This window comes from Micromonospora chaiyaphumensis, assembly GCF_900091435.1.
GTDB classification, from domain to species: domain Bacteria; phylum Actinomycetota; class Actinomycetes; order Mycobacteriales; family Micromonosporaceae; genus Micromonospora; species Micromonospora chaiyaphumensis.
In genome coordinates this window covers 317453-341192 of the sequence record NZ_FMCS01000005.1, presented here as the reverse complement: position 1 = coordinate 341192, position 23740 = coordinate 317453, and the positions used below count along the sequence as shown (strand labels likewise).

The following is a 23740-nucleotide window of genomic DNA, read 5'->3' as shown; positions in this document are numbered from 1 at the left end:
TCCCACCCGTCCGGACCGGCCGGGTGGGAGACGGGTGGCTCAGGTGTTGGGCGTGCCCTCCGCCGACGGGCCGGAGTTGGTGCGGGACTCGGCGACGTCCCGCACGTGGGCCACCGCCTCCTCGATCGGCACGCCGTTGCGCTGCGACCCGTCCCGGTAGCGGAAGGACACCGTGCCCGCGGCCACGTCGTCGTCGCCGGCGATCACCATGAACGGGATCTTCTGCTGCTGGGCGTTGCGGATCTTCTTCTGCATCCGGTCGTCACCCGCGTCGACCTCGGCGCGGATGCCCTGCTTCCGCAGGGTGGTGACGAAGTCCTGGAGGTAGTCGGTGTGGTCCTCGCGGATCGGGATGCCGACCACCTGCACCGGGGCGAGCCAGGCCGGGAACGCGCCCGCGTAGTGCTCGGTGAGCACCCCGATGAACCGCTCGATCGACCCGAACTTGGCGCAGTGGATCATCACGGGCTGCTGCCGCGTGCCGTCGGCCGCCTGGTACTCCAGCCCGAAGCCCTTCGGCTGGTTGAAGTCGTACTGGATGGTCGACAGCTGCCAGGTGCGGCCGATGGCGTCCTTGGCCTGCACGGAGATCTTCGGGCCGTAGAAGGCCGCGCCGCCCGGGTCCGGCACCAGGTCCAGCCCGGTCTCCCGGGCGCACTGCTCCAGCACCGCGGTGGCGGTCGCCCAGTCCTCGTCCGAGCCGACGAACTTGTCGAGCCGGGCCTCGTCGCGGGTCGACAGCTCCAGGTAGAAGTCGTCGATGCCGAAGTCCTTCAGCAGGCTCAGCACGAAGTTGAGCAGGTGCTTGATCTCGGCCGGCGCCTGCTCGCGGGTGCAGTAGGAGTGCGAGTCGTCCTGGGTCAGCCCGCGCACCCGGGTCAGCCCGTGCACCACACCCGACTTCTCGTAGCGGTAGACCGACCCGAACTCGAACAGCCGCATCGGCAGCTCACGGTAGGACCGTCCGCGCGACCGGTAGATCAGGTTGTGCATCGGGCAGTTCATCGCCTTGAGGTAGTAGTCCGCGCCCTCGAGCTCCATGGGCGGGTACATCCCGTCGGCGTAGTACGGCAGGTGGCCCGAGGTGTGGAACAGGCCCTCCTTCGAGATGTGCGGGGTACCGACGTACTGGAAGCCCTCCTCGATGTGCCGGGTCCGGACGTAGTCCTCCATCACCCGCTTGAGCACGCCGCCCTTGGGGTGGAAGACCGCCAGGCCGGAGCCGATCTCGTCGGGGAAGCTGAACAGGTCCAGGTCCGCGCCGAGCTTGCGGTGGTCGCGCCGGGCGGCCTCCTCCAGCAGCCGGAGGTACGCCTTCAGCTCGTCCCGGGTCGGCCACGCGGTGCCGTAGACCCGCTGGAGCTGCGGGTTCTTCTCCGAGCCCCGCCAGTAGGCGGCGGCCGAGCGCATGAGCTTGAACGCGCCGATGAGCCGGGTGTTCGGCAGGTGCGGGCCGCGGCACAGGTCCGACCAGCAGACCTTGTCCTCGGTGGCGGCGAGGTTGTCGTAGATGGTCAGCTCGCCGCCGCCCACCTCCATCACCTCGGAGGAGTCCAGCCCCTCACCCTTGACCTCGATCAGCTCCATCTTGAACGGCTCGGCGGCCAGCTCGCCGCGCGCCTCGTCGAGGCTGTTGAAGCGGCGCCGGCGGAACCGCTGGCCGGACTTGACGATCTCCTGCATCCGCTTCTCGAGCTTCGCCAGGTCGTCCGGCTGGAACGGCTTGGCCACCTGGAAGTCGTAGTAGAAGCCGTTCTCGATCGGCGGGCCGATGCCGAGCTTGGCCTCCGGGAAGACGTCCTGCACGGCCTGGGCCAGCACGTGCGCGGTGGAGTGGCGCAGCACGTTCAGCCCGTCCGGGCTGTCGAGGGCGACCGGCTCGACAGCGGTCTCCTCGGCCGGCTTCCAGTCCAGGTCGCGCAGCACGCCCTGCGGGTCACGGACCACCACGATCGCCTTCGGACCGTTCATCGGCAGCCCGGCCGCGGCCACCGCGTCGGCCGCCGTCGTCCCGGCGGCGACGACGACGGGGTCGGCCACGATCGGGGTACGGGGTGCGGACACGGTGACTCCTGTCGTCGACGGGTTCGGATGTGCCGGGTACCGGCCCCTGCGATGCTATCGGTCGCCCCGACCCGCGCCGTCGGCGACGCCGCGCTCCCCCGGCGATCAGTTCCGTCCCGCGTTGAACCTTTCCGTCCCCGCGCCCGAACTACCGGGTGGGGCCGGAGCCGGACCGGCCGCGTCGACACGGATGGGGACGACCATGACCATGACCCGTCGGGGCCGGTGGTGGGCGATCGCGCTGCTGGCCGCCGCGGTCGGCGGCACGCTGGGCTGGCCCGGCGCCGCGAGCGCCGCCGAGGTGACCGTCACGACCTCCCCCGCCCAGGTGCACCAGGGCGACGCCATCGAACTGGCCGTCGTGCTGCCCGAGGAGCGGGCCGGCAGCCGGACCAGCCGGATCGAGCTGCGGATGCCCGCGGACGCCCCGATCGGCGAGGTCTACCCGCTCTCCGTGCCGGACTGGGCGCCGTCCATCACGACCCGCACCCTCGACCGGCCGGTCGCCGGCATCCACTCGTCGGAGCTGAACCAGGTGACCGACGCGGTGACCTGGATCCGGATGCCCGGCACCACCGGGCCGGCCCGGCTCTCGCTCGGCATGGGCCCGATGCCGGCCACCGACCGGCTGACCTTCACGGTGATCCAGACCTACGCCGACGGCACCGTGGTCCGCTGGACCGACCCGCCCGGTGGCGCCCACCCCGCCCCGACGGTCGCCCTGCTGCCCCCGCCGCCGGGCGCCGCCGTCCACGGCGACCCGGCCGCCGGGCCGCCCGGCCACGCCGGCCACGGGAACCCGGCCCCGGGGGCGCCGGCCGAGGCGGCCACCCCGGCGCGACCCGCCGACGACGGACCGAGCGCCGACCTGCTGCTGGGCGGCGGGCTGCTCGCCGGGCTGGCCGGCGGCGCGGCCCTGGGCTGGCTCCTGAGCCGCCGCCGCGCCGCCCTCGCGCTGCCACCCGACCCCTCCGCGCCGACCGGCGGCGACCCCACCCCCGCCGGCGACACCTCCGAGGAGGACCCTGCCGAGCCGTGCCCCGCCGCCACGAAAACGGCACCCCTGACGGCCTCGGGCTCCCGCTGAGCGCTCCGCGCGCGGAGATCTTGGCGACTTGCCGTTCGTGGCGAACGACAACTCGCCAAGATCCGGAAGCCACAACTCCGGACGGCGCGCTGGCCGCTGCCGGTCGCGCGGTTCCTACCCGGGCAGATCCACCCGGACCCGATGCGGGACGGGCCGCGGGTGCGAGGTCGCGGGGGCGGTCAGGCGGGGGCGGTGAGCCAGGGCGGGAGGGGTTCGCGGGCGGCGAGCCAGCCGTCCGGCACGCCGCCCGGGGTGCCGACACCCGTGTGAGCGGCGACCACGCCACCGACGATCGCCGCCGTGGTGTCGACGTCCCCGCCCGCCTCGACGCAGGCGCGGATCGCGGCCGGGTAGTCGTGCAGGTGGGTCGCGGCGGCCCAGAGCGTGAAGGGGACGGTGTCCTGCGCGGTCACCCGGGAGCCGTTGCCCAGCGTCTCGGCGACCTCCCCGGCCGGGTGGCCGAGCAGCGCGGCGGCCCGGCGTATCCCCCGGTGCACCTCGCCGGCCGGGTCGAGGGCGCCGGCCACCACGGCGAGCAGGCGGGCCGGCTCGGGCCGGTCCCCGTCGAGCCGGGCCCGGGCGGCCAGCGAGGCGGCCACCGCCACGGCGACCGCCCCGGCGACCCCCTCCGGGTGGGCGTGGGTCACCTCGGCGGAGGCGCGGGCCTGGTCGGCGGCACGCCGGGTGGAGTCGGCGTACCAGGCGCCGAGCGGGGCCACCCGCATGGCGGCGCCGTTGCCGCAGGAGCCCTGCCCGTCGAACGCGGACGCGGCGGCCACCGGCCACGGCGTGCCGGCGCGGATCAGTTCGAGCAGTTCCACGGCGCCGGCGCCGTAACGACGGGCCGGGTCGTAGTGCGCCGCGAAGGCGAGCGCGAGGGCGTCCCGGTCCACCCGGCCGTGCGCGGCGAGCACGGTCAGCACCGAGCAGGCCATCTCGGTGTCGTCGCTCCACGGCCACGGGCCGGGCGGCAGCGCGTCGGCCCAGGCGGCGACCGCGCTGCCCGGGACGAAGAACCGCGCGCCGAGGGCGTCGCCGACCGACAGGCCGGCCAGCGAGTCGCGCGCCAGCGTCAGGCGGGTGTCGGGGTAGAGAGTGAACGTCATCGTCGTCCCAGCTTGCCCGGTTCGCAGGAGCGCCGCAACGCGATCAACTTGCCACGCCGAGTACGGTGCTGACGTGGCAACCGTCCTCCTGGTCGAAGACGATCACGTCGTCCGCGGCGCGATGCTGCGGTCCCTGACCGACCGGGGGCACGCCGTGCACGCCGTCGGCACGGCGCTGGACGCGCTGCGCCGGGTCGCCGCCGAGACCCCCGACCTCGTGGTGCTCGACCTCGGCCTGCCCGACCTGGACGGCTCCGACGCGCTGCGGATGCTGCGCGGCATCACTGACGTGCCGATCATCATCGCGACCGCGCGCGACGACGAGCAGTCGGTGGTGCGGCTGCTCCGCGCCGGCGCCGACGACTACATGGTCAAGCCGTTCACGGGCGCCCACCTGGACGCCCGGATCACCACCGTGCTGCGCCGGGCGGGCCGGGCCAGCCGGACCGTCCAGCCCGCCGTGCACACGGTCGGCGGCCTGCGGGTCGACGTGGGTGAGCGCAGCGCGGTGCTGGACGGTGAGCCGCTGGCCCTGACCCGCAAGGAATTCGACCTGCTGGCGTATCTCGCCGCACGTCCCGGCCGGGTAGTGTCCCGGCGGGAACTCTTGGAGGAGGTATGGCGGCAGCCCTCGGTCGGCGAGGACCAGACCATCGACGTTCACCTCTACTGGCTGCGCCGCAAAATGGGCGAGTCCGCGGCGAAGCCGCGCTACCTGCGCACCGTGCGGGGGGTCGGCTTCCGGCTGGTGGCGCCGGACTGAGGCGGGCGCTGGCCTGGCTCACGGCCGGCATGTGCAGCCTCGTCGCGCTCGCCTTCCTCATCCCGCTCGGGATCACCCTGTCCGACCAGGCGCGCGAGGAGAAGCTGGCCGACGCGGCCCGGCGCAGCGCGCTGGTCACCGGGGCGCTCGCCGTCAGCACCGACCCGGAGATCGTCCGCCGGGCCGTGGCGGCCAGCGGCGACGACCCGGCGCTGCGGCCCGTCGTACACGGGATCGGGGTCGACGAGGGCGCGGGCCGTGCCGACGCGGCGGCGCTGGACCGGGCGGCCGCCGAGCGGCGCTCCGTGATCACCGACGTGCCCGGCGGTGTCCTCCGGCTGGACCCCGTGGTGCTCGGCGACCGGGTCGCCGTGGTGGAGGTCTTCGTCCCCGAGGAGGTGCTCGACGAGGGCGCCGGCGGGCGGTGGCTGCTGCTGCTCGCCGTGGCGGTGGCGCTGGTCGGCGCCGCCGTGATCGTGGTCGACCGGGTTGCCGCCCGGGCCGTCGACGCGACGGGCGAGCTCGTGAAGGCGGCCCTCGCGGTGGGCGACGGCGAGCTGGGCGTCCGGGTCGAGCCGACCGGGCCGCGGGAGCTGGCCGAGGCCGGGCACGCCTTCAACCGGATGGCGGAGCGGCTGGTCGCGCTCCGCGCCGACGAGCGCGAACTCGTCGCCGACCTGTCGCACCGGCTGCGGACGCCGCTGACCGCGCTGCGGCTGGACGCCGAGGCGCTGGAGTCCGACGACACCAGCATCGGCACGTTCAGCGAGGCGGAGCTGGACCGCCGCCGCGGCATCCGGCGGATCCGGCAGGCCATCGTGACGCTGGAGGGCGAGGTCGACCAGCTGATCACGACCACCCGCAAGGCGGTCAGCCAGGAGACCGGGCCGGCGACCTGCGACGTCAGCGAGGTGGTCCGGGACCGGATGGTCTTCTGGTCGGCCCTCGCCGGCGACCAGAACCGGCCGCACCGGGTGGTCGGCGCGCAGCTGCGGATCCCCGCGCCGGTGCCCCGGGCCGAGCTGGCCGCGGCGCTGGACGCCGTGATCGGCAACGTCTTCCGCTACACGCCGCAGGGCACCGCGTTCGAGGTGGCGGTGAGCCGGCGGGACGGCTGGGTGGCGATCCGGATCGACGACGCCGGCCCGGGCATCACCGACCCGGACCGGGCGCTGCGTCGCGGCGCCAGCGACCAGGGCTCCACCGGGCTGGGGCTGGACATCGCGAAGCGGGTCGCGTTGCAGGCCAACGGCTCGGTGAGCATCGACCGGGCCCGGCTCGGCGGGGCCAGCGTCGTGATGCTGCTGGCCGATCCGGAGGCGACGCCCCGGCAGGTCAACCGCTTCGGCCTGGTCGGGCGGATGGCGCGCGACGCCCGGGAGCCGAAGGCCGGCCGGCGCTGGCCGCGCCCGCGCTGAGCCGGCGGTTGTGGGCCGGCGCAAGTCTTCCTTAGGAGTCGGTTAACGACGGCCGCGGCGGCGGGCCGGGCTGTCAGGATCAGGACCGAACCCATCGGTTCCGTCGGCCGGGACGCCCCGTAACACCTCCGGTCGGCGGAGCAGTGCGCGCGGCGGGAGTTCGGTCCCCCCACACCTCGCTCCCGCCGCGCGCCGCTTCTCCCCGCCGAGCCGCACCCCGGGCGTGAGGTGACCGTGATGACGCCACGCGTGAGCCGCCTGCTCCGCTGGGCCGCCGTGATCGGCCTCGGCGTCGCCCTCACCCTCGCCGCCTGGCAGGACCCGGTGCTCGCGGCCGGCCCCGACCGGTCCGCCGACGACCTGCCCGCCACCGCCGTCGCGGTGGCCGCGATGGCCGGGTTCGGGCTGGCCCTGGCCGGGCGGCGCCGGCCGCTGCGGGTGTCCCGGCGGCCGGTGCCGTCCCGTCCGCTCAGCGCGTCGCGCCCGCCAGATAGGCGTCGATCTCGCCGCTGATCCGGGCCCGCTCCCCCGGCTCCAGGAACGCGGCGGTGACCGCGTTGCGAGCCAGTGCCGCCACCCCGGCCGGGTCGAGGCGCAGCAGCCGGGCCGCCACGGCGTACTCGTCGTTGAGCGTGGTGCCGAACATCGGCGGGTCGTCGGAGTTGACGGTGACCAGCACGCCGGCCTCGACGAGCTGGGGCAGCGGGTGCTCCTCGATGGTGGCCACGGCCCGGGTCCGCACGTTGGAGGTGGGGCAGACCTCCAGCGGGATCCGCCGCTCGGCCAGGTGGGCGAGCAGCGCCGGGTCGAGGGCCGCGGAGATGCCGTGCCCGATCCGCTCGGCGCCCAGCTCGCGCAGCGCGTCCCAGACGGTCTCCGGGCCGGTCGTCTCGCCGGCGTGCGGCACCGACCGCAGCCCGGCCGCGCGCGCCTGGTCGAAGTACGGCTTGAACTGCGGCCGCGGCACCCCGATCTCCGGGCCGCCCAGGCCGAAGCTGATCAGCCCGTCCGGCCGCTCGTCGAGGGCGATCCGCAGGGTCTGCTCGGCGGCCGGCAGGCCGGCCTCGCCGGGGATGTCGAAGCACCAGCGCAGCGCGATGCCGAAGTCGGCCTCGGCCCGCTTGCGGGCGTCCTCGATCGCCTCGCAGAACGCCGGCGCCGGGATGCCCCGGTGCACGTGGGAGTACGGCGTGACGGTCAGCTCGGCGTACCGGACCTGCTGGCGGGCCAGCTCCCGGGCCACCTCGTGGGTGAGCAGCCAGACGTCCTCGGCGTCGCGGATCAGGTCCACCACGCTCAGGTAGACCTCGATGAAGTGGGCGAAGTCGCGGAACGCGAAGTAGTCGGCGAGCGCCTCCGGGTCGGCCGGGACGGGGCTGCGCCCCTCGTGGCGGGCGGCCAGCTCGGCCACGATCCGGGGCGAGGCGGAGCCGACGTGGTGCACGTGCAGCTCCACCTTGGGCAGTCCGGCGATGAAGGTGGGCAGGTCGGTCACAGATTCTCCTCTGCGCGGGCGCCGGTGCGGGCCACCACGAAGATCCGGCGGAACGGGAAGTACACCTGACCCTGCCGGACCGGGTACGCCTCGGCGAGGCGTACCCCCAGCTCGGCGCGGAAGTCGGCCCAGCCGGCGTCGTCGAGCGCGGCGCGGACCGGGCGCAGCGCCGTCCCCTCCATCCAGGCCAGCACCGGATGGTCGGCGCCGGCGGCCGGGAGCAGGTGCACGTAGGTAGTCTCCCAGGCGTCGACGGCGCAGCCGGCACCGACCAGCAGCGCGGCGTAGTCCACCGGCTCCTCGACCGGGGCCTCGCGCAGCAGCGGGGCGAGGGTGTCCCGCCACCGCTCCCGCCCGGCCACCTCGCGCAGCGCCCGGTGCGACGGCGCGGCGAAGTTGCCCGGCACCTGGAACGCCAGCGAGGCGCCCGCCGGCAGCGCGCCGGCCCAGCGGGTGAGCAGGTCCTGATGGCCGGGGACCCACTGGAGCACCGCGTTGCACACGACCACGTCGACGTCGGGCTCCGGCTGCCAGTCGCGCACGTCGCCGACCGCGAAGGCGACCGGCTCCAGGACCCCGGTTCCGGCGGCCAGGCCGCGGACCCGTCCCAGTGCGCGGGCCCGCGCGATCATCTCCGGTGAGGAGTCCAGGCCGCTGATCCGGCTGTCCGGCCAGCGGCCGGCGAGGGTCGCGGTCAGGGTGCCGGGGCCGCAGCCCAGGTCGACGACCGCGCGGGGCCGCTCCGCCGGGACCCGCGCCACGAGGTCGTGGAAGGGGCGGGAGCGTTCGTCGCCGTAGCGCAGATAGGTGCTCGGATCCCACATGGCCGCCTCCAAACCGTACGTACGTCTTGTTGGAAGATACGGCCCGGCGAGCGTCCCGGCAAGCGGCTCACTAGGCTCGACCGGGTGGAACAGCGCAGCTTCGACCGGCTCGGCCGGCACGTCGGCATCATCGGACTCGGCGCGTGGCAGCTCGGGGCCGACTGGGGCGAGGTCAGCGAGAGCGCGGCCCTCGACGTGCTGGGCGCCGCCGTCGACTCGGGCGTCACCTTCCTGGACACCGCCGACGTCTACGGCGACGGCCGCAGCGAGCAGCTCATCGGCCGCTTCCTGCGCGAGCGCCCCGGGCACGGCCTGACCGTGGCCACCAAGATGGGCCGGCGGGTGCCGCAGACGCCGGAGGCGTACACCCTGGACAACTTCCGGGCCTGGACCGACCGGTCCCGGGCCAACCTCGGCGTGGACACCCTCGACCTGGTGCAGCTGCACTGCCCGCCCACCGCGGTCTTCGCCGACGACCGGGTCTTCGACGCGCTGGACACCCTCGTCGCGCAGGAGCGGATCGCCGGGTACGGCGTCAGCGTCGAGACCTGCGACCAGGCGCTCACCGCCATCGCCCGCCCCGGCGTGGCCAGCGTGCAGATCATCCTCAACGCGGTGCGGCACAAGCCGCTGGAGCGGGTGCTGCCCGAGGCCGCGAAGGCCGGGGTCGGCATCATCGCCCGGGTGCCCCTGGCGAGCGGCCTGCTCTCCGGCCGGTACGACGAGCGCACCACCTTCCCGGCGGACGACCACCGGAACTTCAACCGGCACGGTGAGTCCTTCGATGTCGGCGAGACCTTCTCCGGGGTCGACTACGACCTCGGCCTGTCCGCCGTGCGCCGGCTCGCGCCGCTGGTCGGCGAGGGCCGGACCATGGCCCAGTTCGCGCTCCGCTGGATCCTCGACCAGCCCGGCGTCACCGTGGTCATCCCGGGCGCCCGCAACGCCGAGCAGGCCCGGCGCAACGCCGCGGCGGCCGGCCTGCCGCCGCTGACCGAGGTGGAACTGGCCGCCGTGCGCGCCACCTACGACGAGCTGATCCGGCCGCAGGTGCACGACCGGTGGTGATCCCGGACCGGCGGCCCCCCGGCGCGGCGTCGCCGCGGGCCGGCGCCCACGGGCATGCTGGAGCGGGGCGCGCGTCGGCGGAGGGGGAACGATGAGGGGCTGGTTCCGGCTCACCGTGGGGCTGCTCGCCGTCGTGCTCGGTGCCCTGTGGACCGTCACGGGCCTGGGTTACGTCGACGGCAGCGTGCTGACCGACCAGCGGATCTGGGCGGCCGTCGGCCCGGTGCTCGTCCTCATCGGACTCGTCGCGCTCTGGTTCGGCATGCGGGCCCGGCGCCGGCGCGGCTGAACACCGGGAGTCCACAATGCGGAAAAGCCCCGCCTCCCGGAAGGGACGCGGGGCTTCTGCACACCGGCCGGCGCGGCCGGTGCTCCGACAGCTCAGATGGGGCGGACCTGCTCGGCCTGCGGACCCTTCTGACCCTGGGCGATCTCGAACTCCACCCGCTGGTTCTCCTCCAGCGTGCGGTAGCCGCTGGTCTGGATGGCCGAGAAGTGGACGAACACGTCAGCACCCCCGCCGTCGACGGTGATGAAGCCGAAGCCCTTGTCAGCGTTGAACCACTTCACGGTTCCCTGCGCCATGTGTATCTCCTTCTAAAACTGGCGGCCGAGCACGCCGTGCGGCCGATTGGCCGTTTTCGAGCAGCGGCGCCTGAGGCGGCCCCCATCGAAGGAGACTTCTCTCAACCCACGCGTCTCTCAACAGCGTGAGACAGCAAACCACGTACGCAAAAACTTCGCACAGCCTACCCGACGAAATTCTCCGACATGTGACCTGACGGTTGCGGCAGAGCCACTGGCCGGGCCGGCCGGGCCATGCGAAAGGCCCCTGTCCGACGAGGCGGAAAGGGGCCTTTCGTGCGTATGGAATCAGTCGGGCCAGCGGCCGGTGAGCCGGCGTACGCCGACCGCGCCGCCACGGTCCACGGCGGCACGGACGACCGCGAAGATCGCCCCCTGCAACGCCGCAGCGGCGAGGATCTCGCCCCAGCGGCGGTCCTCGTCGGTGGCGCTGGGCGCCTCGCCGTCACCGGCCGTGATCTTCCAGACCTGCCGGAAGATGACCCCGGCGACGGTGCCGGCGGCCAGACCGAGCAGCACCCCCACGGGCTTGTAGGCGGCCTTGCCGATCCTGTTGCTCACCTGCGCCTCCCCCGGATGATCAGCAGCACCACCGCGGTGGCCAGGGCACCGGCCGCGACCGTCGCCCACGGCACCGGGTTGCGCCCGACCGCGCCGCCCTTGTCGTACGCCTGCGCCCGGACCAGCCGGGCCTTCTCCGCCGCCTGCCCGCGCACCCGGGCCACGGTCAGCGCCGCCTGCTCGCGCATCCGCACCTTCGCCTGCTCGGCGGAGTGCCGCACCAGCGCCTTGACGTCTGCCCTGGCGGCCAGCAGCTCCATCGTCTCACCCAGCTCCACCCGGGTCCGGCGGATCTCCTCCCGGAGCGCCGCCACGTCCCCGGTCCCGTTGCCGGTCATGCCCGCCTCCCGTCCTTCACCGCGGCGGTGACGGTGTCGACGTCCGCCCGGACGCTGCGGACCGTCGCCTCCGGCACCGGCGGGACGGCACGGCTGACCTGCTTCTTGCCGACGAGCGCCAGGATGCCGGCGAGCAGGAAGAGCGCGACCGCCACGATCAGCGCGGCCAGCCACGCCGGCATGACCAGATCCAGCAGCAGGATCACCGTGGCGACCAGCGCGCCGGCGCCGTAGAGGGCCATCACCCCGCCGCCGCCGAACAGACCGATCCCGATCCCGGCGTGCTTGCCCTTCTGCGTCAGTTCCGCCCGGGCCAGCGCCAGCTCGTCCCGCACCAGGCGGGTGACCTGTTCGGTGGCCCGCTGCACCAGCTCCGCGGTGGACGGCTCGTGCCCGGTCCGGGACGCGCTGCGACTCGCGACGTCAGCCATGCTGTCCTCCTTTCATCATCACCGCGCTGTATGCCCGGAGTCGCCGCCCGTCAATCCTGCGCGGAGCGGCCGGTCGGCCCGGCCGCGCACCATCGCCTCTCCCGGCCGCCGGGCGGCGGCCGGATCCGGGGCGTGCGCAGCAGGTCCCCCGTCATGCGCCGATCAAACGCGGACGGCCCGAACGGCCGCGGTGGCGCCGCCGTTCAGGAGGTGCAACGGGCCGGCCGAGGGCGAGGTCACGAGGACGCGGCCGACGCGCGGAGCCCCCGGCGCCACGTTCGACCATGATTCGGCCTCCGCGCCGCCAGGCGGCGCTACGGACCGAATGAGGGTCGGCGGCCGGGGGCTCCGGAACGGGGGTACGCGAAGTCAGCGGCGGGCGTCGGCGTGCTCCTCGCGGCCGACGAACGCCTCGCTGCGGGCCTCGCCGTCGTCGCTGCCGCCGAAGACCCGCGCGTCGTCGGGTACCTCGGTGTCGGGCCGCCGGCGGGCCGGCCGGCGTGGCTGCACCGCCTGCCAGGGCAGGGGGCCGCCGGTGTCACCCACCTCGGCGCGCAGGCGGGGCAGGGCGGTGGGGCGCTGGTCGCGCACCCAGGCGACCAGGTGTTCGCGCACCAGGCAGCGCAGGTCCCACAGGCTGCCCGCGTCGGCCGCGCTGACCAGGGCCCGGACCTTGACCATGCCGCCGGTCGCGTCGGTCACCTGGAGCACGCAGACCCGGCCGTCCCAGAGCTCGGTGCCCTCGCACAGCCGCCGCAGCTCCTCCCGCATGGCCTGCACCGGGATGGCCCAGTCCAGGTCGAACTCGGCGGTGCCGAGCACGGCGGCCTCGGTCCGGGTCCAGTTCTGGAAGGGGGTGCTCGTGAAGTAGGAGGTGGGCAGGATGAGCCGCCGGTCGTCCCAGATCTGCACCACCACGTAGCTGAGGGTCAGCTCCTCGATCCGGCCCCACTCCCCCTCGACCACCACCACGTCGTCGAGGCGTACGGCGTCGCTGAAGGCGAGCTGGAGGCCGGCGAAGACGTTGCCCAGCAGGCTCTGCGCGGCCAGGGCGGCGACCACACCGACCACACCGGCGCTGGTCAGCACGCCGGCGCCGATGCCGCGGACGGCGGGGAAGGTCATCAGCATCACGCCGAGGGCGAGCACCACGATGACCGCGATGGTCAGCCGGCGCAGCAGCACCACCTGGGTACGCACCCGCCGGGCGTGCCGGTTGTTCGGCACGTCCACCCGGAACCGGGCCAGCGCGGTGTCCTCCGCCACGACCAGCAGCGAGGCCACCAGCCAGGCGGTCGCGGCGATGAGGGCGAGCACCAGGGCGTGCAGGACGACCTGCCGCCACGGGCTGCCCACGGCGTACAGGGTGGTGAACCGGACGGCGAGCTGCACGGCGAGCACGGTGGCGGCCACCTGGAACGAGCGGTGCGAGTGCTCGGTCAGCTCGGTCATCAGCAGCGAGCGCCGGCCGAGCCGGCGGGTGGCCCGGTGCACCACCTCGACCAGCAACAGCGCGACCGCCGCCGCGGCGAGCGCGGCGGCGGCGGTCACGAGGTAGGTCTGCACGTTCTCTACTCTCCCTCCGGCCGGGCGGGAATCGGGCAAAGGCCCAATGGTGCCCGGACTATCGCGTATCGACCAGGATCACACCCGGCGGTAGCGCGACTGGAAGAAGCAGTAGACGCCGAAGGCGGCGATGCCCAGCGCCATGAGCGCCAGCAGCACCGGCCCGTACGACTGGTCGCGGAGGGTACGCAGGGCCGCGTCCAGGCCGCGGGCCTTCTCCGGGTCGTACTTCACGGCGGCGGTCACGATCAGCAGGCCGGCGATGGCGAAGACGGCGCCGCGGGCGGCGTACCCGGCCATGCCGAGGCGGCGGGTCAGGGTGCGCGTCCTCGGGCTCATCTCGCCGGTCTTCAGGTTGCGCTCGAACTCCTTCTTCAGCCCGTAGATCACCATGCCGATGCCGACGGCGGCGAGCACGAGGCCGGCCAGCCCGACCAGCCACCGGCCGCCCTCGGAGGCCATCAGCTTCTCGGTGAACTGCTGCTGCTGGTCGGCGGCGTTGCTGCTGGCGTCCTGGAAGACCTTGATGGCGGTCCAGCCCAGCCAGACGAAGACGATCACGCGGACGACGGAGGCGATCCGCTCGAAGAGCTTCTCCCTGCCACGCAGGAAACGGTGGCCGATGACCGCCTCGAACGCCTGCCAGATGGCCATGGCGAAGAGCCCGATGGCGATGGCGACGAGGAGGAACTTGCCGAGCGGCTGGGCGCCCAGGGTGCGCAGGGCGCCGTTCTGGTTGCCCTCCTCCCCCGACTTGCCGAAGGCGATCTGCACGGCCAGCCAGGCGAACAGGAGGTGCACGATCCCGTAGCCGATGAAGCCGGCCCGGGTCAACAGTTCGAGCCACCTGCTGTTCGCGGCCTGGGCGGCGGTGGCTCCGGCGTTCCGGGTGAGAGACATGGCGCCTCAATCTCCCGGTGCGAAGATTTCCAAACGTGGGCCGCCGCCGCCCGGCCCCGCGATCAGCTGTTGGGGTCGTGCGCCACCCGGATGACGACCTGCTGGTCGGTGACGCTGTCCAGGGTCACCGAGAAGCCGCCGACCTGGGTGGCCTGCTGGCCGACGGTGAGCGAGAGCTGCTCCCCGGCCACCTCGACGGTGACCTGGTCGCCCTCGGCGCCGACCAGCTTCGCCTCGACCCCGAGGACGGTGGCGCTGGCGTCCACGCCCCGGTCGAAGGTGACGGTGCAGGCGTCCAGGCCGCAGTCGGTGGAGGCGTTCTCCGAACTGCAGCCGGCCAGCAGCGCGGCGCCGAGCGCGAGGCCGGCCAGCAGGCCGGCGGCCCGGCGGGTGGGGGTCAGCAAGGGGGAAACGCGTCGGTTCGTCACCCGGCCAAGGGTACGAGACGCCGGCCACAGCGCCACCCGCCGGTGACCGTTGCGGGGCGGGTTAGGGTCCCGGCATGCCCTTCGACATCGCCCGCACCCGGGCCGCCTACCCCGCCCTGACCGAGGGTTTCGCCCACTTCGACGGCGCCGGCGGCACCCAGACCGCCCGGCCGGTGATCGAGGCGGTCGCCGCCGCCATGACCGCCGCCACCGGCAACCGGAGCACCGCGTTCGTACCGGGCCGGCGGTCGCTGGATCTGGTGGCCGCGGCGCGCGCCGCGGTGGCCGACCTGCTCGGCGCGGAGCCCGGCGGCGTGGTGCTGGGTCCGAGCGCCACGGCGCTGACGTACACCCTGGCCCGGACGCTCGGCGCGGGCTGGCGGCCCGGCGACGAGGTGGTGGTCTCCCGGCTCGACCACGACGCCAACGTCCGGCCGTGGGTGCAGGCGGCCGAGGCCGCCGGTGCGACGGTGCGCTGGGCCGAGTTCGACCCGGCGACCGGTGACCTGCCCGCCGGCCAGTACGCCGACCTGGTCACCGAGCGCACCCGGCTCGTGGCGGTGACCGCCGGCAGCAACGCGATCGGCACCGTCCCGGACGTGGCGGCGATCGCCAAGACCGCGCACGCGGCCGGCGCGCTGGTCTGCGTGGACGGGGTACACGCGGTGCCGCACGGGCCCACCGACCTGGCGTCGCTCGGCGCGGACTTCCTGGTGACGAGCGCCTACAAGTGGTCCGGGCCGCACCTGGCCGCCATGGCCGCCGACCCGGCCCGCTGGGCGGCGCTGCGCCCGGCCAAGCTCATCCCCTCCTCCGACGCGGTCCCGGACCGGTTCGAGTACGGCACGCCGAGCTTCCCGCTGCTGGCCGGGGTGGTCGCGGCGGTGGACCACCTGGCCACCCTCGACCCGGCCGCGACCGGCAGCCGCCGGGACCGGGTCCGGGCCGGGCTGGCCGCCGCCCAGGCGCACGAGGAGGCCGTCTTCGAGCGGCTGCTCGCCGGCCTGGCCGACCGCCCCTGGATCGCCGTCCACGGCTCGCCGGCCCGGCGCTGCCCCACGGTGTCGTTCCGGGTGGCCGGGTCGGCCCCGGCGGAGACCGCCGCGGCGCTGGGCGCGGCCGGTGTCTGCCTGTCCTCCGGCGACTACTACGCCTACGAGTACTTCCGGACCATGGGCCTGCGGGACAGCGGCGGCGCGGTCCGGGCCAGCGTCTACCACTACAACACCGCCGAGGAGGTGGACCGCTTGCTGGCCGAACTCGACCGGCTGGCGGCGACCGGGGAGAGAATGGCCGGGTGAGCTTCCTGGTCGAGGAGAACCCCGCGCGGCACCGCTTCGAGATCCTGGTCGACGACGCGCTGGCCGGGTCCACCGAGTACGTGCCGCGCGGGGAGGTGCTGGTCTTCACGCACACCGAGGTGGACAAGCGCTTCCAGAACATGGGGGTGGGCTCGGCGCTGATCCGGGGCACACTCGACCAGATCCGCGAGCGGGGCGGTCGCGTCGCCACGCAGTGCCGCTTCATGGCCGCGTTCATCGAGCGCCACCCCGAGTACGCCGACCTGGTGGTCCCCGAGCCCTGACCGGCGCCGGGCCCCGCCGGGGTCAGCGGGCGCCGGCGAGCAGCTCGGCGGTGGCGAGGGCGGCGGCCCGGGTCGCGCCGTGGGTGGCCACGTGCACCGCGCCGGTGACCAGCTCGGGCACACCCAGCTCGACCACCACCGCGTCCGGGCGGCTGGCCAGGGCGTGGGACACGGCGTCCCGCATCCAGTCGTGCCGGTGCAGGTCCCGCACCACCAGCACGAGTGGACGGCCGGCGGCGCCGGCGGCCGGGTCGGCCGGGACCTCGTCCCGGGCGTACCGGGCGGTCGTGGTGCCGGGCGCCAGGTCGGTCAGGGGCACGGCGATCCCCCACGGGGTCTCGTCGCCGATGGCCATGTTGTGCGGCGGGGCGAACTCCACCACGTGCGCCGGGCCGGCCAGCGGCAGCAGCCCGCCCGCGGTGGCGACCACCCGCAACGCCCGGCGGGCGGCGGCCAGCCCGATCGCCGAGCCGGCCTCGCCGGGCCGGACGCCGGTCCGGTCGGCGCGGGCGGCGACCGCCCAGGAGGCGAGCTGCCCCACCCGCTTGGCCGCCTCGGCCAGGCGCTCCTCCGGCAGCTCCCCGGCGATCACGGCGGCCACGATGGCGTCGCGCAGCTCGCGGGCGTCGGCCTCGGTGGCCCGCTCGCCACCCACGCAGATCGCGTCCGCACCGGCGGCGAGCGCGCGGACCGCGGCACCCGCGAAGCCGTACCGGTCGGCGACCGCCCCCATCTCCACGGCGTCGGTCACCACCACGCCGCCGAACCCCAGCTCCTCGCGGAGCAGGCGGCCCAGGATGCGCGGGCTCAGCGTGGCCGGCAGCTCCGGATCCAGCGCCGGCACCAGCAGGTGCCCGGTCATGATCGCCTGCGCCCCGGCGGTCACCGCGGCCCGGAACGGGGCCAGCTCGACCGCGTCCAGCCGGGCCCGGTCGCCGCCGATGCGGGGCAGATCGTGGTGGGAGTCGACCCGGGTGTCGCCGTGTCCCGGGAAGTGCTTGGCACAGGCGGCGACGCCACCGGCCTGCAGGCCGCGGATCCAGGCGGCGGTGTGCCGGGCGACCAGGGCCGGGTCGGCGCCGAACGAGCGGACCCCGATCACCGGATTCTCCGCGTTCGAGTTGACGTCGGCGTCCGGGGCGTAGTTGAGCGTGACGCCCACCGAGGCCAGCTCGGCGCCCAGGTCCCGGGCCACCTCCTCGGTCAGGGCCGGGTCGTCGACCGCGCCGAGGGCGAGGTTGCCGGGCCGGGAGCTGCCCCGGGCCGACTCGATCCGGGTGACGTCGCCGGCCTCCTCGTCGATCGCGACGATCACGTCGGACCGCTCGGCGCGCAGGGTGGCGGTGAGCGCGGCGACCTGCTCGTGGTCGACGACGTTGCGGGCGAAGAGGACCACCGAGCCGAGCCCCTCGCCGAGCCAGCGGCAGACCCACGGCGGCGGCGTGGTGCCGACGAACCCCGGTTGCAGGACGGCGGCCGCCAGGGCCGCCAGGTCACCGGTCGCTCCCACGATCCGCTCGCTCATGCGCTGTCGTACCCCCGTCTTCCCCACGGCCCGCCAGCCCGGCGGTGCTGCCATGGTCACACCGCGTCCCGAAATAGTCAACAATCCTTACTGTTAGCGGCTGGCACCGCCGGACGACCCGTGGGAGAGTGCGAGCATGCCTCCCGCCCTGCTCGCCGACGCCACCAGCGCCGCGGACATCCCCGGCGTACGCCTGCTCGGCCTGGTGGTCGGCGGGCTGTTCCTGCTGATCGCCATCCGGGCGATGTTCCGGCGCTGACCCGCCGCGTTCGGACCACGTCTCCCCGGGGTAGGGCTCTCGTTGTCCGTGCGTGCGCCCGGCACGCGGACGCGGCGAGGGGGAACGATGAAGATCGGCTACTTTCTGTCCAGTGAGGAGTACACCCCGGCGGAGCTGCTGGACCAGGCGCGCGGCGCCGAGCGGGCCGGCTTCGAGGCACTGTGGATCTCCGACCACTACCACCCGTGGGTCGACGCGCAGGGCCAGAGCCCCTTCGTCTGGTCGACCATCGGCGCCCTCAGCCAGGTCTGCCGGCTGCCGGTGACCACCGCGGTCACCTGCCCGACCGTCCGCATCCACCCCGCGGTGATCGCCCAGGCCGCGGCCACCAGCGCGGTGCTGCACGAGGGGCGCTTCGTGCTCGGGGTGGGCAGCGGCGAGGCGCTGAACGAGCACATCTTCGGCGACCCGTGGCCGCAGGCCGACGTCCGGCTGGAGATGCTGGAGGAGTCGATCGAGGTGATCCGCAAGCTGTGGGCGGGCGACTTCGTCAACCACCACGGCAAGCACTACGCCGTCGAGCACGCCCGGATCTACACCCGGCCCGACACGCCCCCGCCCATCTACGTCTCCGGCTTCGGCGCGAAGTCGATCGAGCTGGCCGCCCGGATCGGCGACGGCTACGTCAGCACCATGCCCGACGCCGACATGGTGCGCCGGTTCCGCGACTCCGGCGGCGGCGACAAGCCCTGCCAGGCCGGGTTCAAGGCCGCGTACGCCGACAGCGAGGACGAGGGCGCGCGGATCGCGTACGAGCGGTGGCCCAACGCCGGCGTGCCGGGCGAACTGTCCCAGGTGCTCCCGTCGCCCCGCCACTTCGAGCAGGCCGCGCAGCTGGTCAAGCCGGAGATGATGAAGGAGTCGTTCGTCTGCGGCAAGGACGCCGACGCGCACCTGGAGATGATCGACAAGTACGCCAAGGCCGGCTTCGACGAGATCTACGTGGCCAACACCGGCCCGCACTGGCAGGGCCTGTTCGACCTCTACCAGCGCGAGGTGCTGCCCCGGCTGCGCTGAAGCTGCTCAGGTCGGGGCGCCGGAATTTCGGGTGCGAGTCGCCGCGCCAATTCCGATCATGGTGGGCGTGCATTCCGCCCTGACGGTGACCCCGGCCGAGCTGCCCACGCTGCTGCTGCACGTGGCGGTGGTCCGGCCCGTCTTCGTCTGGGGACCGCCCGGCATCGGCAAGAGCTCGCTGGTGCAGGCCTTCGCCGACTCGCTCGGCCTGCCCTGCGTGACCCTGGTCGGCACCCAGCTCGCCGCGGAGGACCTGATCGGAGTGCCGGAGCTGCGCGACGGGCGCAGCCGGTTCGCGCCGCCCGAGTCCATCGCCCGCGACGAGCCGTACTGCCTCTTCCTGGACGAGCTCAACTCCTCCAGCCCGGAGGTGCAGAAGGCGTTCTACTCGCTGATCCTGGACCGCCGGATCGGCTCGTACGAGCTGCCGGCCGGATCGATCGTGATCGGCGCCGGCAACCGGGCCACCGACAACGCGCTCGCCCGGCCGATGGCGTCCGCGCTGGTGAACCGGCTCGTGCACGTGCACCTGCGGGCCTCGGCGACGGACTGGCTGGCCTGGGCGGCCGGCGCCGGGGTGCACCCGTGGGTGCGGGACTACCTGACCGAGCGCCCGGACCAGCTCTGGGTGGCCCCGCCGAAGACCGAGGAGGCCTTCTCCACCCCGCGCAGCTGGCACATGCTCTCCGACGCGCTGCACTCGTTCGGCGACGACGTCGACGAGACGACCGTGCGGCTGCTGGCCGGTGGCACCCTCACGGGGCAGCACGCCGCCGGCTTCGCCGCATACGTCAAGACGGTGCGCCACCGGTACGGCCTGGACGCCATCGTGCGGGGTGACACGGGCTGGCCGCGGGCCCCGCACGACCGGGACCTGCTCTACTTCTTCGCCGAGGCGTTCCGGGCCCGGCTGGTCAAGGAGCTGCCCGCCTCCCGGGAGCACGCCTCCCCCGCGGTGCGGGACTTCTCGATCCGGGCCAAGGGGCTGCTGGTGGAGCTGGCCGAGATCTCCCTGGAGTGCGCCCAGCTCGTCGTCGCCACCGATGACGACGGCATGCCGGTGCTGCCGGCCTGGTTCCTGGTCGAGGTGACCCGGGACCTGCCCCGCCTGGTCGCGGCCCGGGCCTGAGCGGTGGCGACACGACGCCGGGGCGGACGCCGGCCGGACCCGAACGAGGAGGCGTTCGACCAGGCCGCGAAGCGCGCGTACGACCATCCGATGTTCCGGCCCCTGCTCGCCGACGGCTATCCCCGCGCCCGGTTCCGCTGGATCGACGGCGACGCGCCGGCGGACGGGCGGGGCTGGGCCCGGGTGGCCGCCGACGGCGAGATCCGGGTCCATCGGCGGCGGCGCGCAGACGCCGACGAGTGGTGGTGGGTGGTGGCCCACTGCCTGCTGCACCTCGGGTTCGGTCACCTCGAACCGGACCGCGCCGGCCGGACCGACCAGGCGGCGGAGGTCGCCGCCTGCGTGGCGGTGAGCCGCTTCCAGCTCGACGCGAAGCTGGGCCGGCCGCCCCGCCTGCTGCCTACCCCGCTGCCCGGCGGGGCGGAGGAGCGGCTGGCCGCCGACTGGCGCCACCGCGGCATTCCGCCGGAGTACCTGGACTGCGGCGTCGCCGGCCACGGCGGCGACCTGGCGGTCCCCGCCGCGCCCGCCCGGTCCGGGGCCCCGACCGTCACCGGCTTCAGACAGCAGACCTGGCCGGAGCGCTTCGCCGTGGGCCTGGCGGCGGCCGCCACGGCGGCCGTGGAGGCGGCGGGCGCCCCGAAGCCGGGACCGGGCGGGGTCACCCGCGACAATCCCTGGGAACGGGCCCGGCGCTGGTTCGTCTCGTCGTACCCGCTGCTCGGCGCGCTGGCCGCGGGGTTCCGGATCGTCGCCGACGTGGAACTGGCGCGCTCGTGGGACATCGCGGTCGCCGCCGTGAACGCCGACGCCGGGGAGATCTACGTCAACCCGCTCCGGGTGTTGCCGGAGGCACAGTGCCGTTTCGTGCTGGCGCACGAGATGCTGCACGCGGCGCTGCGGCACGGCGACCGGGTGGCGCACCGCGACCCGTACCTGTGGAACGTCGCCACCGACTACGTCGTCAACGGCTGGCTCGTGGAGATGGCGGTCGGCGAGATGCCCGAGGGCCTGCTGTACGACCCGCAGCTGCGCGGCCTCTCGGGCGAGGCGGTGTACGACCGCCTCGCCACGGACCTGCGCCGCCACCGCAAGCTCGCCACCCTGCGCGGCCCGGGGCGGGGGGACATCCTGGGCCACGGCACGCCGGGACCGGGCGAGGCCCGTCGCGGCGTCGACCTCGACGAGTACTACCGGCGGGCGCTCACCGGCGGGCTCGCGTACCACGAGTCGGCCGGGCGAGGGCTGCTCCCGGCCGGGTTGGTCGCCGAGATCCGCGTGCTCGACGAACCCCCACCGCCGTGGGACGTTCAACTAGCCCGCTGGTTCGACGAGCGGTTCCCCGCGCGGGAGCGGGTGCGCTCGTACGCCCGGCCGTCGCGGCGGCAGGCGGCCACCCCCGGCATCCCGCGTCCCGGCTGGCACCGGCCCGAGGTGGAGGAGCGCCGGCCGACCTTCGGTGTGCTGCTGGACACGTCCGGGTCGATGGGCACCCGGCTGATGGGGCGGGCGCTCGGCGCCGTCGCCGCGTACGCCCTCGCCCGGGACGTGCCCGCCGCTCGCGTGGTGTTCTGCGACGCGGTGGCCTACGACGCCGGCTACCTGCCGGTGGAGGAGATCGCCGGGCGGGTGCGGGTGCGGGGCCGCGGGGGCACCGTGCTGCAGCCGGGCGTCCGCCTTCTGGAGAATGCCGCCGACTTCCCGGCCGACGGTCCGATCCTGGTGATCACCGACGGCGAGTGCGACGTGCTGCGGATCCGCCGGGATCACGCGTTCCTGGTGTCCCGCGGTGCCCGCCTGCCGTTCACGCCTCGCGGCCCGGTGTTCCGGATGACCTGATGGACGCGGTTTCGGCGGTGATCGGCAGGGGTACCTGCGGCCACTGATGAAACTGACCAGGCACTCGACGACCCTGCGCCGCGCGGCCAAGAGCCTCTTCGGCTGGACCGCCCTCCGGCCCAACCAGCTGGCCGCCATGCGGGCGGTCATGAAGCGCCGCGACGCCCTGGTGGTGCTCCCCACCGGCGCGGGCAAGTCGGCGATCTACCAGATCCCGGCGAGCCTGATCCCCGGTCCCACGGTGGTCATCTCCCCGCTGCTCGCCCTCCAGCAGGACCAGATCGCCGCGCTCAACGAGCGGCAGCGCCCCGAGCTGCGGGCGGTCCGGATCAGCTCCGACGAGAGCGCGGCCCAGCAGGCCCAGGCGATCGAGGAGATCCGGGCGGGCCGGGCCGAGTTCCTGTTCATCACCCCGGAGGCGCTCAGCAACCCGGAGCGGCTGGCCGAGGTCCGGGCGCTACGGCCGGCGCTGGTCGCGATCGACGAGGCGCACTGCATCTCCGCCTGGGGCCACGACTTCCGCCCGGACTACCTGGCGCTCGGCCACCTGATCGAGGGCCTCGGCCGGCCGCCGGTGGTGGCGCTCACCGCCACGGCCTCCCCGCCGGTGCGCGACGACATCGTCGCCCGGCTGCGGCTGCGCGACCCCGAGGTGGTGGTGTCGGGGCTGGACCGGCCCAACCTCTTCCTGGAGGTGGCCCACTGCCCCACCGACGACTACCGGTGGCGGCGGCTGGTCGCCCTGCTCCGCGACGACGAGCGGCCGGGCATCATCTACGTGCCGACCCGGCGGGCGGCCGAGGAACTCGCGCAGCGGCTCACCGACGCGGGCTTCCCGGCGCAGTACTACCACGGCGGGATGCCGACCGGTGCCCGCAACGAGCTGCACGAGGCGTTCCTCGCGGACCAGGTGCCGATCATGGTGGCCACCTCGGCGTTCGGCATGGGCATCGACAAGCCGAACATCGCCTGGGTGGTGCACATGGCGCTGCCCGACTCGCCGGACAGCTACTTCCAGGAGATCGGCCGGGCCGGCCGGGACGGCGCGCCCGCCCGGGTGCTGCTGCTCTGGCGCGCCGAGGACGTCGGCCTCCAGCGGTACTTCAGCGGCGGCCTGCCCGACGAGAAGGAGCTGGCGGAACTCGCCGCCCTGCTGCGCAAGCAGGCCCGCACCAAGAAGGAGCTGCGCGAGCTGACCGGCCTCGGGCCGCGCAAGCTCGGCCAGTACCTGTCCCTGCTGGAGCAGGTGGGCGCGGCGGAACCCCGGGCCCGGCAGCGGATCGCCGCGCCCCGGTACGCTCCGGCGGCCGCCGAGTCCGGCCGGGCCGCGCTCGCCGAGGCGGAACGGCAGCAGACGGTGACCCGGTCGCGGACCGACATGATGCGCGCCTTCGCGGAGACCACCGGCTGCCGGGGGCAGGCGCTGCTGGCGTACTTCGGCGAGCAGATGCACGAGGTCTGCGGGCACTGCGACAACTGCCACGCCGGCACCAGCGTCGCGGCCGACGGCGCGGTCGGGCCGTTTCCCGTGCACAGCCAGGTGCGCCACCCGGAGTGGGGCGCCGGCCTGGTGCTGAGCTACGAGGAGGACCGGATGACGGTGCTCTTCGACGAGGTGGGCTACAAGACCCTGTCCGTCCGCGTGGTGTCCGAACAGGGCCTGCTGGAGCTGGACTAACCTGACCCGGGCGCCGCGGAGGCGGTGCCCGTCGACAACGACCACCACGGCGA

Annotated in this window: 25 protein-coding genes; 13 read left to right on the top strand and 12 right to left on the bottom strand. The window is 74.5% G+C overall.

The annotated features are described in order from the left end of the window. Nucleotides 1-39: 39 nt before the first annotated feature. Nucleotides 40-2064, bottom strand: a complete 2025-nt coding sequence (gene thrS, locus GA0070214_RS16155) for a threonine--tRNA ligase (RefSeq protein WP_091263609.1) — start codon at nucleotides 2062-2064, stop codon at nucleotides 40-42. Nucleotides 2065-2266: 202 nt separating this feature from the next. On the opposite strand from thrS, the gene GA0070214_RS16150 reads away from it, so the two are divergent. Beyond that, the gene (locus GA0070214_RS16150) at nucleotides 2267-3151 is read left to right on the top strand and encodes a DUF1775 domain-containing protein (protein WP_091263607.1); all 885 of its coding nucleotides are present in this window, start codon (nucleotides 2267-2269) and stop codon (nucleotides 3149-3151) included. A gap of 179 nt (nucleotides 3152-3330) precedes the next feature. Here GA0070214_RS16150 and GA0070214_RS16145 read toward each other — a convergent pair whose 3' ends face one another. Beyond that, nucleotides 3331-4257, bottom strand: a complete 927-nt coding sequence (locus GA0070214_RS16145; RefSeq protein WP_091263605.1) for an ADP-ribosylglycohydrolase family protein — start codon at nucleotides 4255-4257, stop codon at nucleotides 3331-3333. A gap of 73 nt (nucleotides 4258-4330) precedes the next feature. Between GA0070214_RS16145 and GA0070214_RS16140 the strand changes: the two genes are divergently transcribed. From GA0070214_RS16140 to GA0070214_RS16130, 3 genes are all read left to right on the top strand, one after another. Then, the gene (locus GA0070214_RS16140; protein WP_089155714.1) at nucleotides 4331-5020 is read left to right on the top strand and encodes a response regulator transcription factor; all 690 of its coding nucleotides are present in this window, start codon (nucleotides 4331-4333) and stop codon (nucleotides 5018-5020) included. Nucleotides 5021-5049: 29 nt separating this feature from the next. Next, complete coding sequence (locus GA0070214_RS16135; protein ID WP_091263603.1) at nucleotides 5050-6438, top strand: HAMP domain-containing sensor histidine kinase; 1389 nt, start codon at nucleotides 5050-5052, stop codon at nucleotides 6436-6438. 237 nt (nucleotides 6439-6675) lie between these two features. Next, on the top strand, nucleotides 6676-6951 hold the full coding sequence (locus GA0070214_RS16130; RefSeq protein WP_139141865.1) for a hypothetical protein: 276 nt from the start codon (nucleotides 6676-6678) through the stop codon (nucleotides 6949-6951). Here GA0070214_RS16130 and GA0070214_RS16125 read toward each other — a convergent pair. Further along, nucleotides 6908-7933, bottom strand: a complete 1026-nt coding sequence (locus tag GA0070214_RS16125) for an adenosine deaminase (RefSeq protein ID WP_091263599.1) — start codon at nucleotides 7931-7933, stop codon at nucleotides 6908-6910. The genes GA0070214_RS16130 and GA0070214_RS16125 overlap by 44 nt on opposite strands. Then, a complete protein-coding gene (locus tag GA0070214_RS16120; protein WP_091263598.1) occupies nucleotides 7930-8757 on the bottom strand; it encodes a trans-aconitate 2-methyltransferase in 828 nt (275 codons plus the stop codon). Before GA0070214_RS16120 ends, GA0070214_RS16125 begins: the two co-directional genes overlap by 4 nt. A gap of 84 nt (nucleotides 8758-8841) precedes the next feature. On the opposite strand from GA0070214_RS16120, the gene GA0070214_RS16115 reads away from it, so the two are divergent. Together GA0070214_RS16115 and GA0070214_RS16110 are read left to right on the top strand one after the other, a co-directional pair. Then, nucleotides 8842-9825: an aldo/keto reductase gene (locus GA0070214_RS16115; protein ID WP_091263596.1), complete on the top strand. Its 984-nt coding sequence runs from the start codon at nucleotides 8842-8844 to the stop codon at nucleotides 9823-9825. A 91-nt stretch (nucleotides 9826-9916) separates the two neighbouring features. Next, on the top strand, nucleotides 9917-10114 hold the full coding sequence (locus GA0070214_RS16110; RefSeq protein WP_091263594.1) for a hypothetical protein: 198 nt from the start codon (nucleotides 9917-9919) through the stop codon (nucleotides 10112-10114). Nucleotides 10115-10206: 92 nt separating this feature from the next. Here the strand turns inward: GA0070214_RS16110 and GA0070214_RS16105 are convergent, their stop codons facing one another. The 7 genes from GA0070214_RS16105 to GA0070214_RS16075 all read right to left on the bottom strand — a co-directional run bounded on the left by GA0070214_RS16105 (nucleotide 10207) and on the right by GA0070214_RS16075 (nucleotide 14634). Beyond that, nucleotides 10207-10410, bottom strand: coding sequence for a cold-shock protein (locus GA0070214_RS16105; protein WP_007075740.1), 204 nt, complete (start codon nucleotides 10408-10410; stop codon nucleotides 10207-10209). Between the two features lie 288 nt (nucleotides 10411-10698). Further along, entirely contained in the window at nucleotides 10699-10971 is a 273-nt protein-coding gene (locus GA0070214_RS16100; RefSeq protein ID WP_091263592.1) for a DUF4235 domain-containing protein, read from the bottom strand. Beyond that, nucleotides 10968-11309, bottom strand: a complete 342-nt coding sequence (locus tag GA0070214_RS16095; RefSeq protein WP_091263591.1) for a DUF3618 domain-containing protein — start codon at nucleotides 11307-11309, stop codon at nucleotides 10968-10970. The genes GA0070214_RS16100 and GA0070214_RS16095 overlap by 4 nt, the downstream gene beginning before the upstream one ends. Then, nucleotides 11306-11740: a phage holin family protein gene (locus tag GA0070214_RS16090; RefSeq protein WP_091263589.1), complete on the bottom strand. Its 435-nt coding sequence runs from the start codon at nucleotides 11738-11740 to the stop codon at nucleotides 11306-11308. The genes GA0070214_RS16095 and GA0070214_RS16090 overlap by 4 nt, the downstream gene beginning before the upstream one ends. A gap of 369 nt (nucleotides 11741-12109) precedes the next feature. Continuing rightward, on the bottom strand, nucleotides 12110-13306 hold the full coding sequence (locus GA0070214_RS16085) for a mechanosensitive ion channel family protein (RefSeq protein WP_091263587.1): 1197 nt from the start codon (nucleotides 13304-13306) through the stop codon (nucleotides 12110-12112). A 78-nt stretch (nucleotides 13307-13384) separates the two neighbouring features. Then, on the bottom strand, nucleotides 13385-14206 hold the full coding sequence (locus tag GA0070214_RS16080; RefSeq protein WP_091263585.1) for a DUF1206 domain-containing protein: 822 nt from the start codon (nucleotides 14204-14206) through the stop codon (nucleotides 13385-13387). A gap of 62 nt (nucleotides 14207-14268) precedes the next feature. Next, a complete protein-coding gene (locus GA0070214_RS16075) occupies nucleotides 14269-14634 on the bottom strand; it encodes a hypothetical protein (protein ID WP_091263584.1) in 366 nt (121 codons plus the stop codon). A gap of 74 nt (nucleotides 14635-14708) precedes the next feature. Between GA0070214_RS16075 and GA0070214_RS16070 the strand changes: the two genes are divergently transcribed. Further along, entirely contained in the window at nucleotides 14709-15935 is a 1227-nt protein-coding gene (locus GA0070214_RS16070) for a cysteine desulfurase-like protein (RefSeq protein ID WP_091263582.1), read from the top strand. Then, nucleotides 15932-16219: a GNAT family N-acetyltransferase gene (locus GA0070214_RS16065; protein ID WP_091263579.1), complete on the top strand. Its 288-nt coding sequence runs from the start codon at nucleotides 15932-15934 to the stop codon at nucleotides 16217-16219. Before GA0070214_RS16070 ends, GA0070214_RS16065 begins: the two co-directional genes overlap by 4 nt. A 22-nt stretch (nucleotides 16220-16241) precedes the next feature. On the opposite strand, the gene GA0070214_RS16060 is transcribed toward GA0070214_RS16065, so the two are convergent. Then, the gene (locus GA0070214_RS16060; protein ID WP_091263577.1) at nucleotides 16242-17744 is read right to left on the bottom strand and encodes a glycoside hydrolase family 3 protein; all 1503 of its coding nucleotides are present in this window, start codon (nucleotides 17742-17744) and stop codon (nucleotides 16242-16244) included. Between the two features lie 136 nt (nucleotides 17745-17880). Here GA0070214_RS16060 and GA0070214_RS32820 point away from each other — a divergent pair, with 136 nt between their 5' ends. From GA0070214_RS32820 to GA0070214_RS16040, 5 genes are all read left to right on the top strand, one after another. Next, entirely contained in the window at nucleotides 17881-18003 is a 123-nt protein-coding gene (locus GA0070214_RS32820) for a hypothetical protein (RefSeq protein ID WP_255474570.1), read from the top strand. Between the two features lie 87 nt (nucleotides 18004-18090). Beyond that, nucleotides 18091-19041, top strand: a complete 951-nt coding sequence (locus GA0070214_RS16055; protein ID WP_091263575.1) for a TIGR03557 family F420-dependent LLM class oxidoreductase — start codon at nucleotides 18091-18093, stop codon at nucleotides 19039-19041. Nucleotides 19042-19126: 85 nt separating this feature from the next. Next, nucleotides 19127-20170: an ATP-binding protein gene (locus tag GA0070214_RS16050; RefSeq protein WP_208602805.1), complete on the top strand. Its 1044-nt coding sequence runs from the start codon at nucleotides 19127-19129 to the stop codon at nucleotides 20168-20170. Nucleotides 20171-20173: 3 nt separating this feature from the next. Then, complete coding sequence (locus GA0070214_RS16045; protein WP_425255708.1) at nucleotides 20174-22009, top strand: vWA domain-containing protein; 1836 nt, start codon at nucleotides 20174-20176, stop codon at nucleotides 22007-22009. A gap of 46 nt (nucleotides 22010-22055) precedes the next feature. Further along, complete coding sequence (locus GA0070214_RS16040) at nucleotides 22056-23687, top strand: RecQ family ATP-dependent DNA helicase (protein WP_091263573.1); 1632 nt, start codon at nucleotides 22056-22058, stop codon at nucleotides 23685-23687. The last annotated feature ends 53 nt before the right edge of the window (nucleotides 23688-23740 follow it).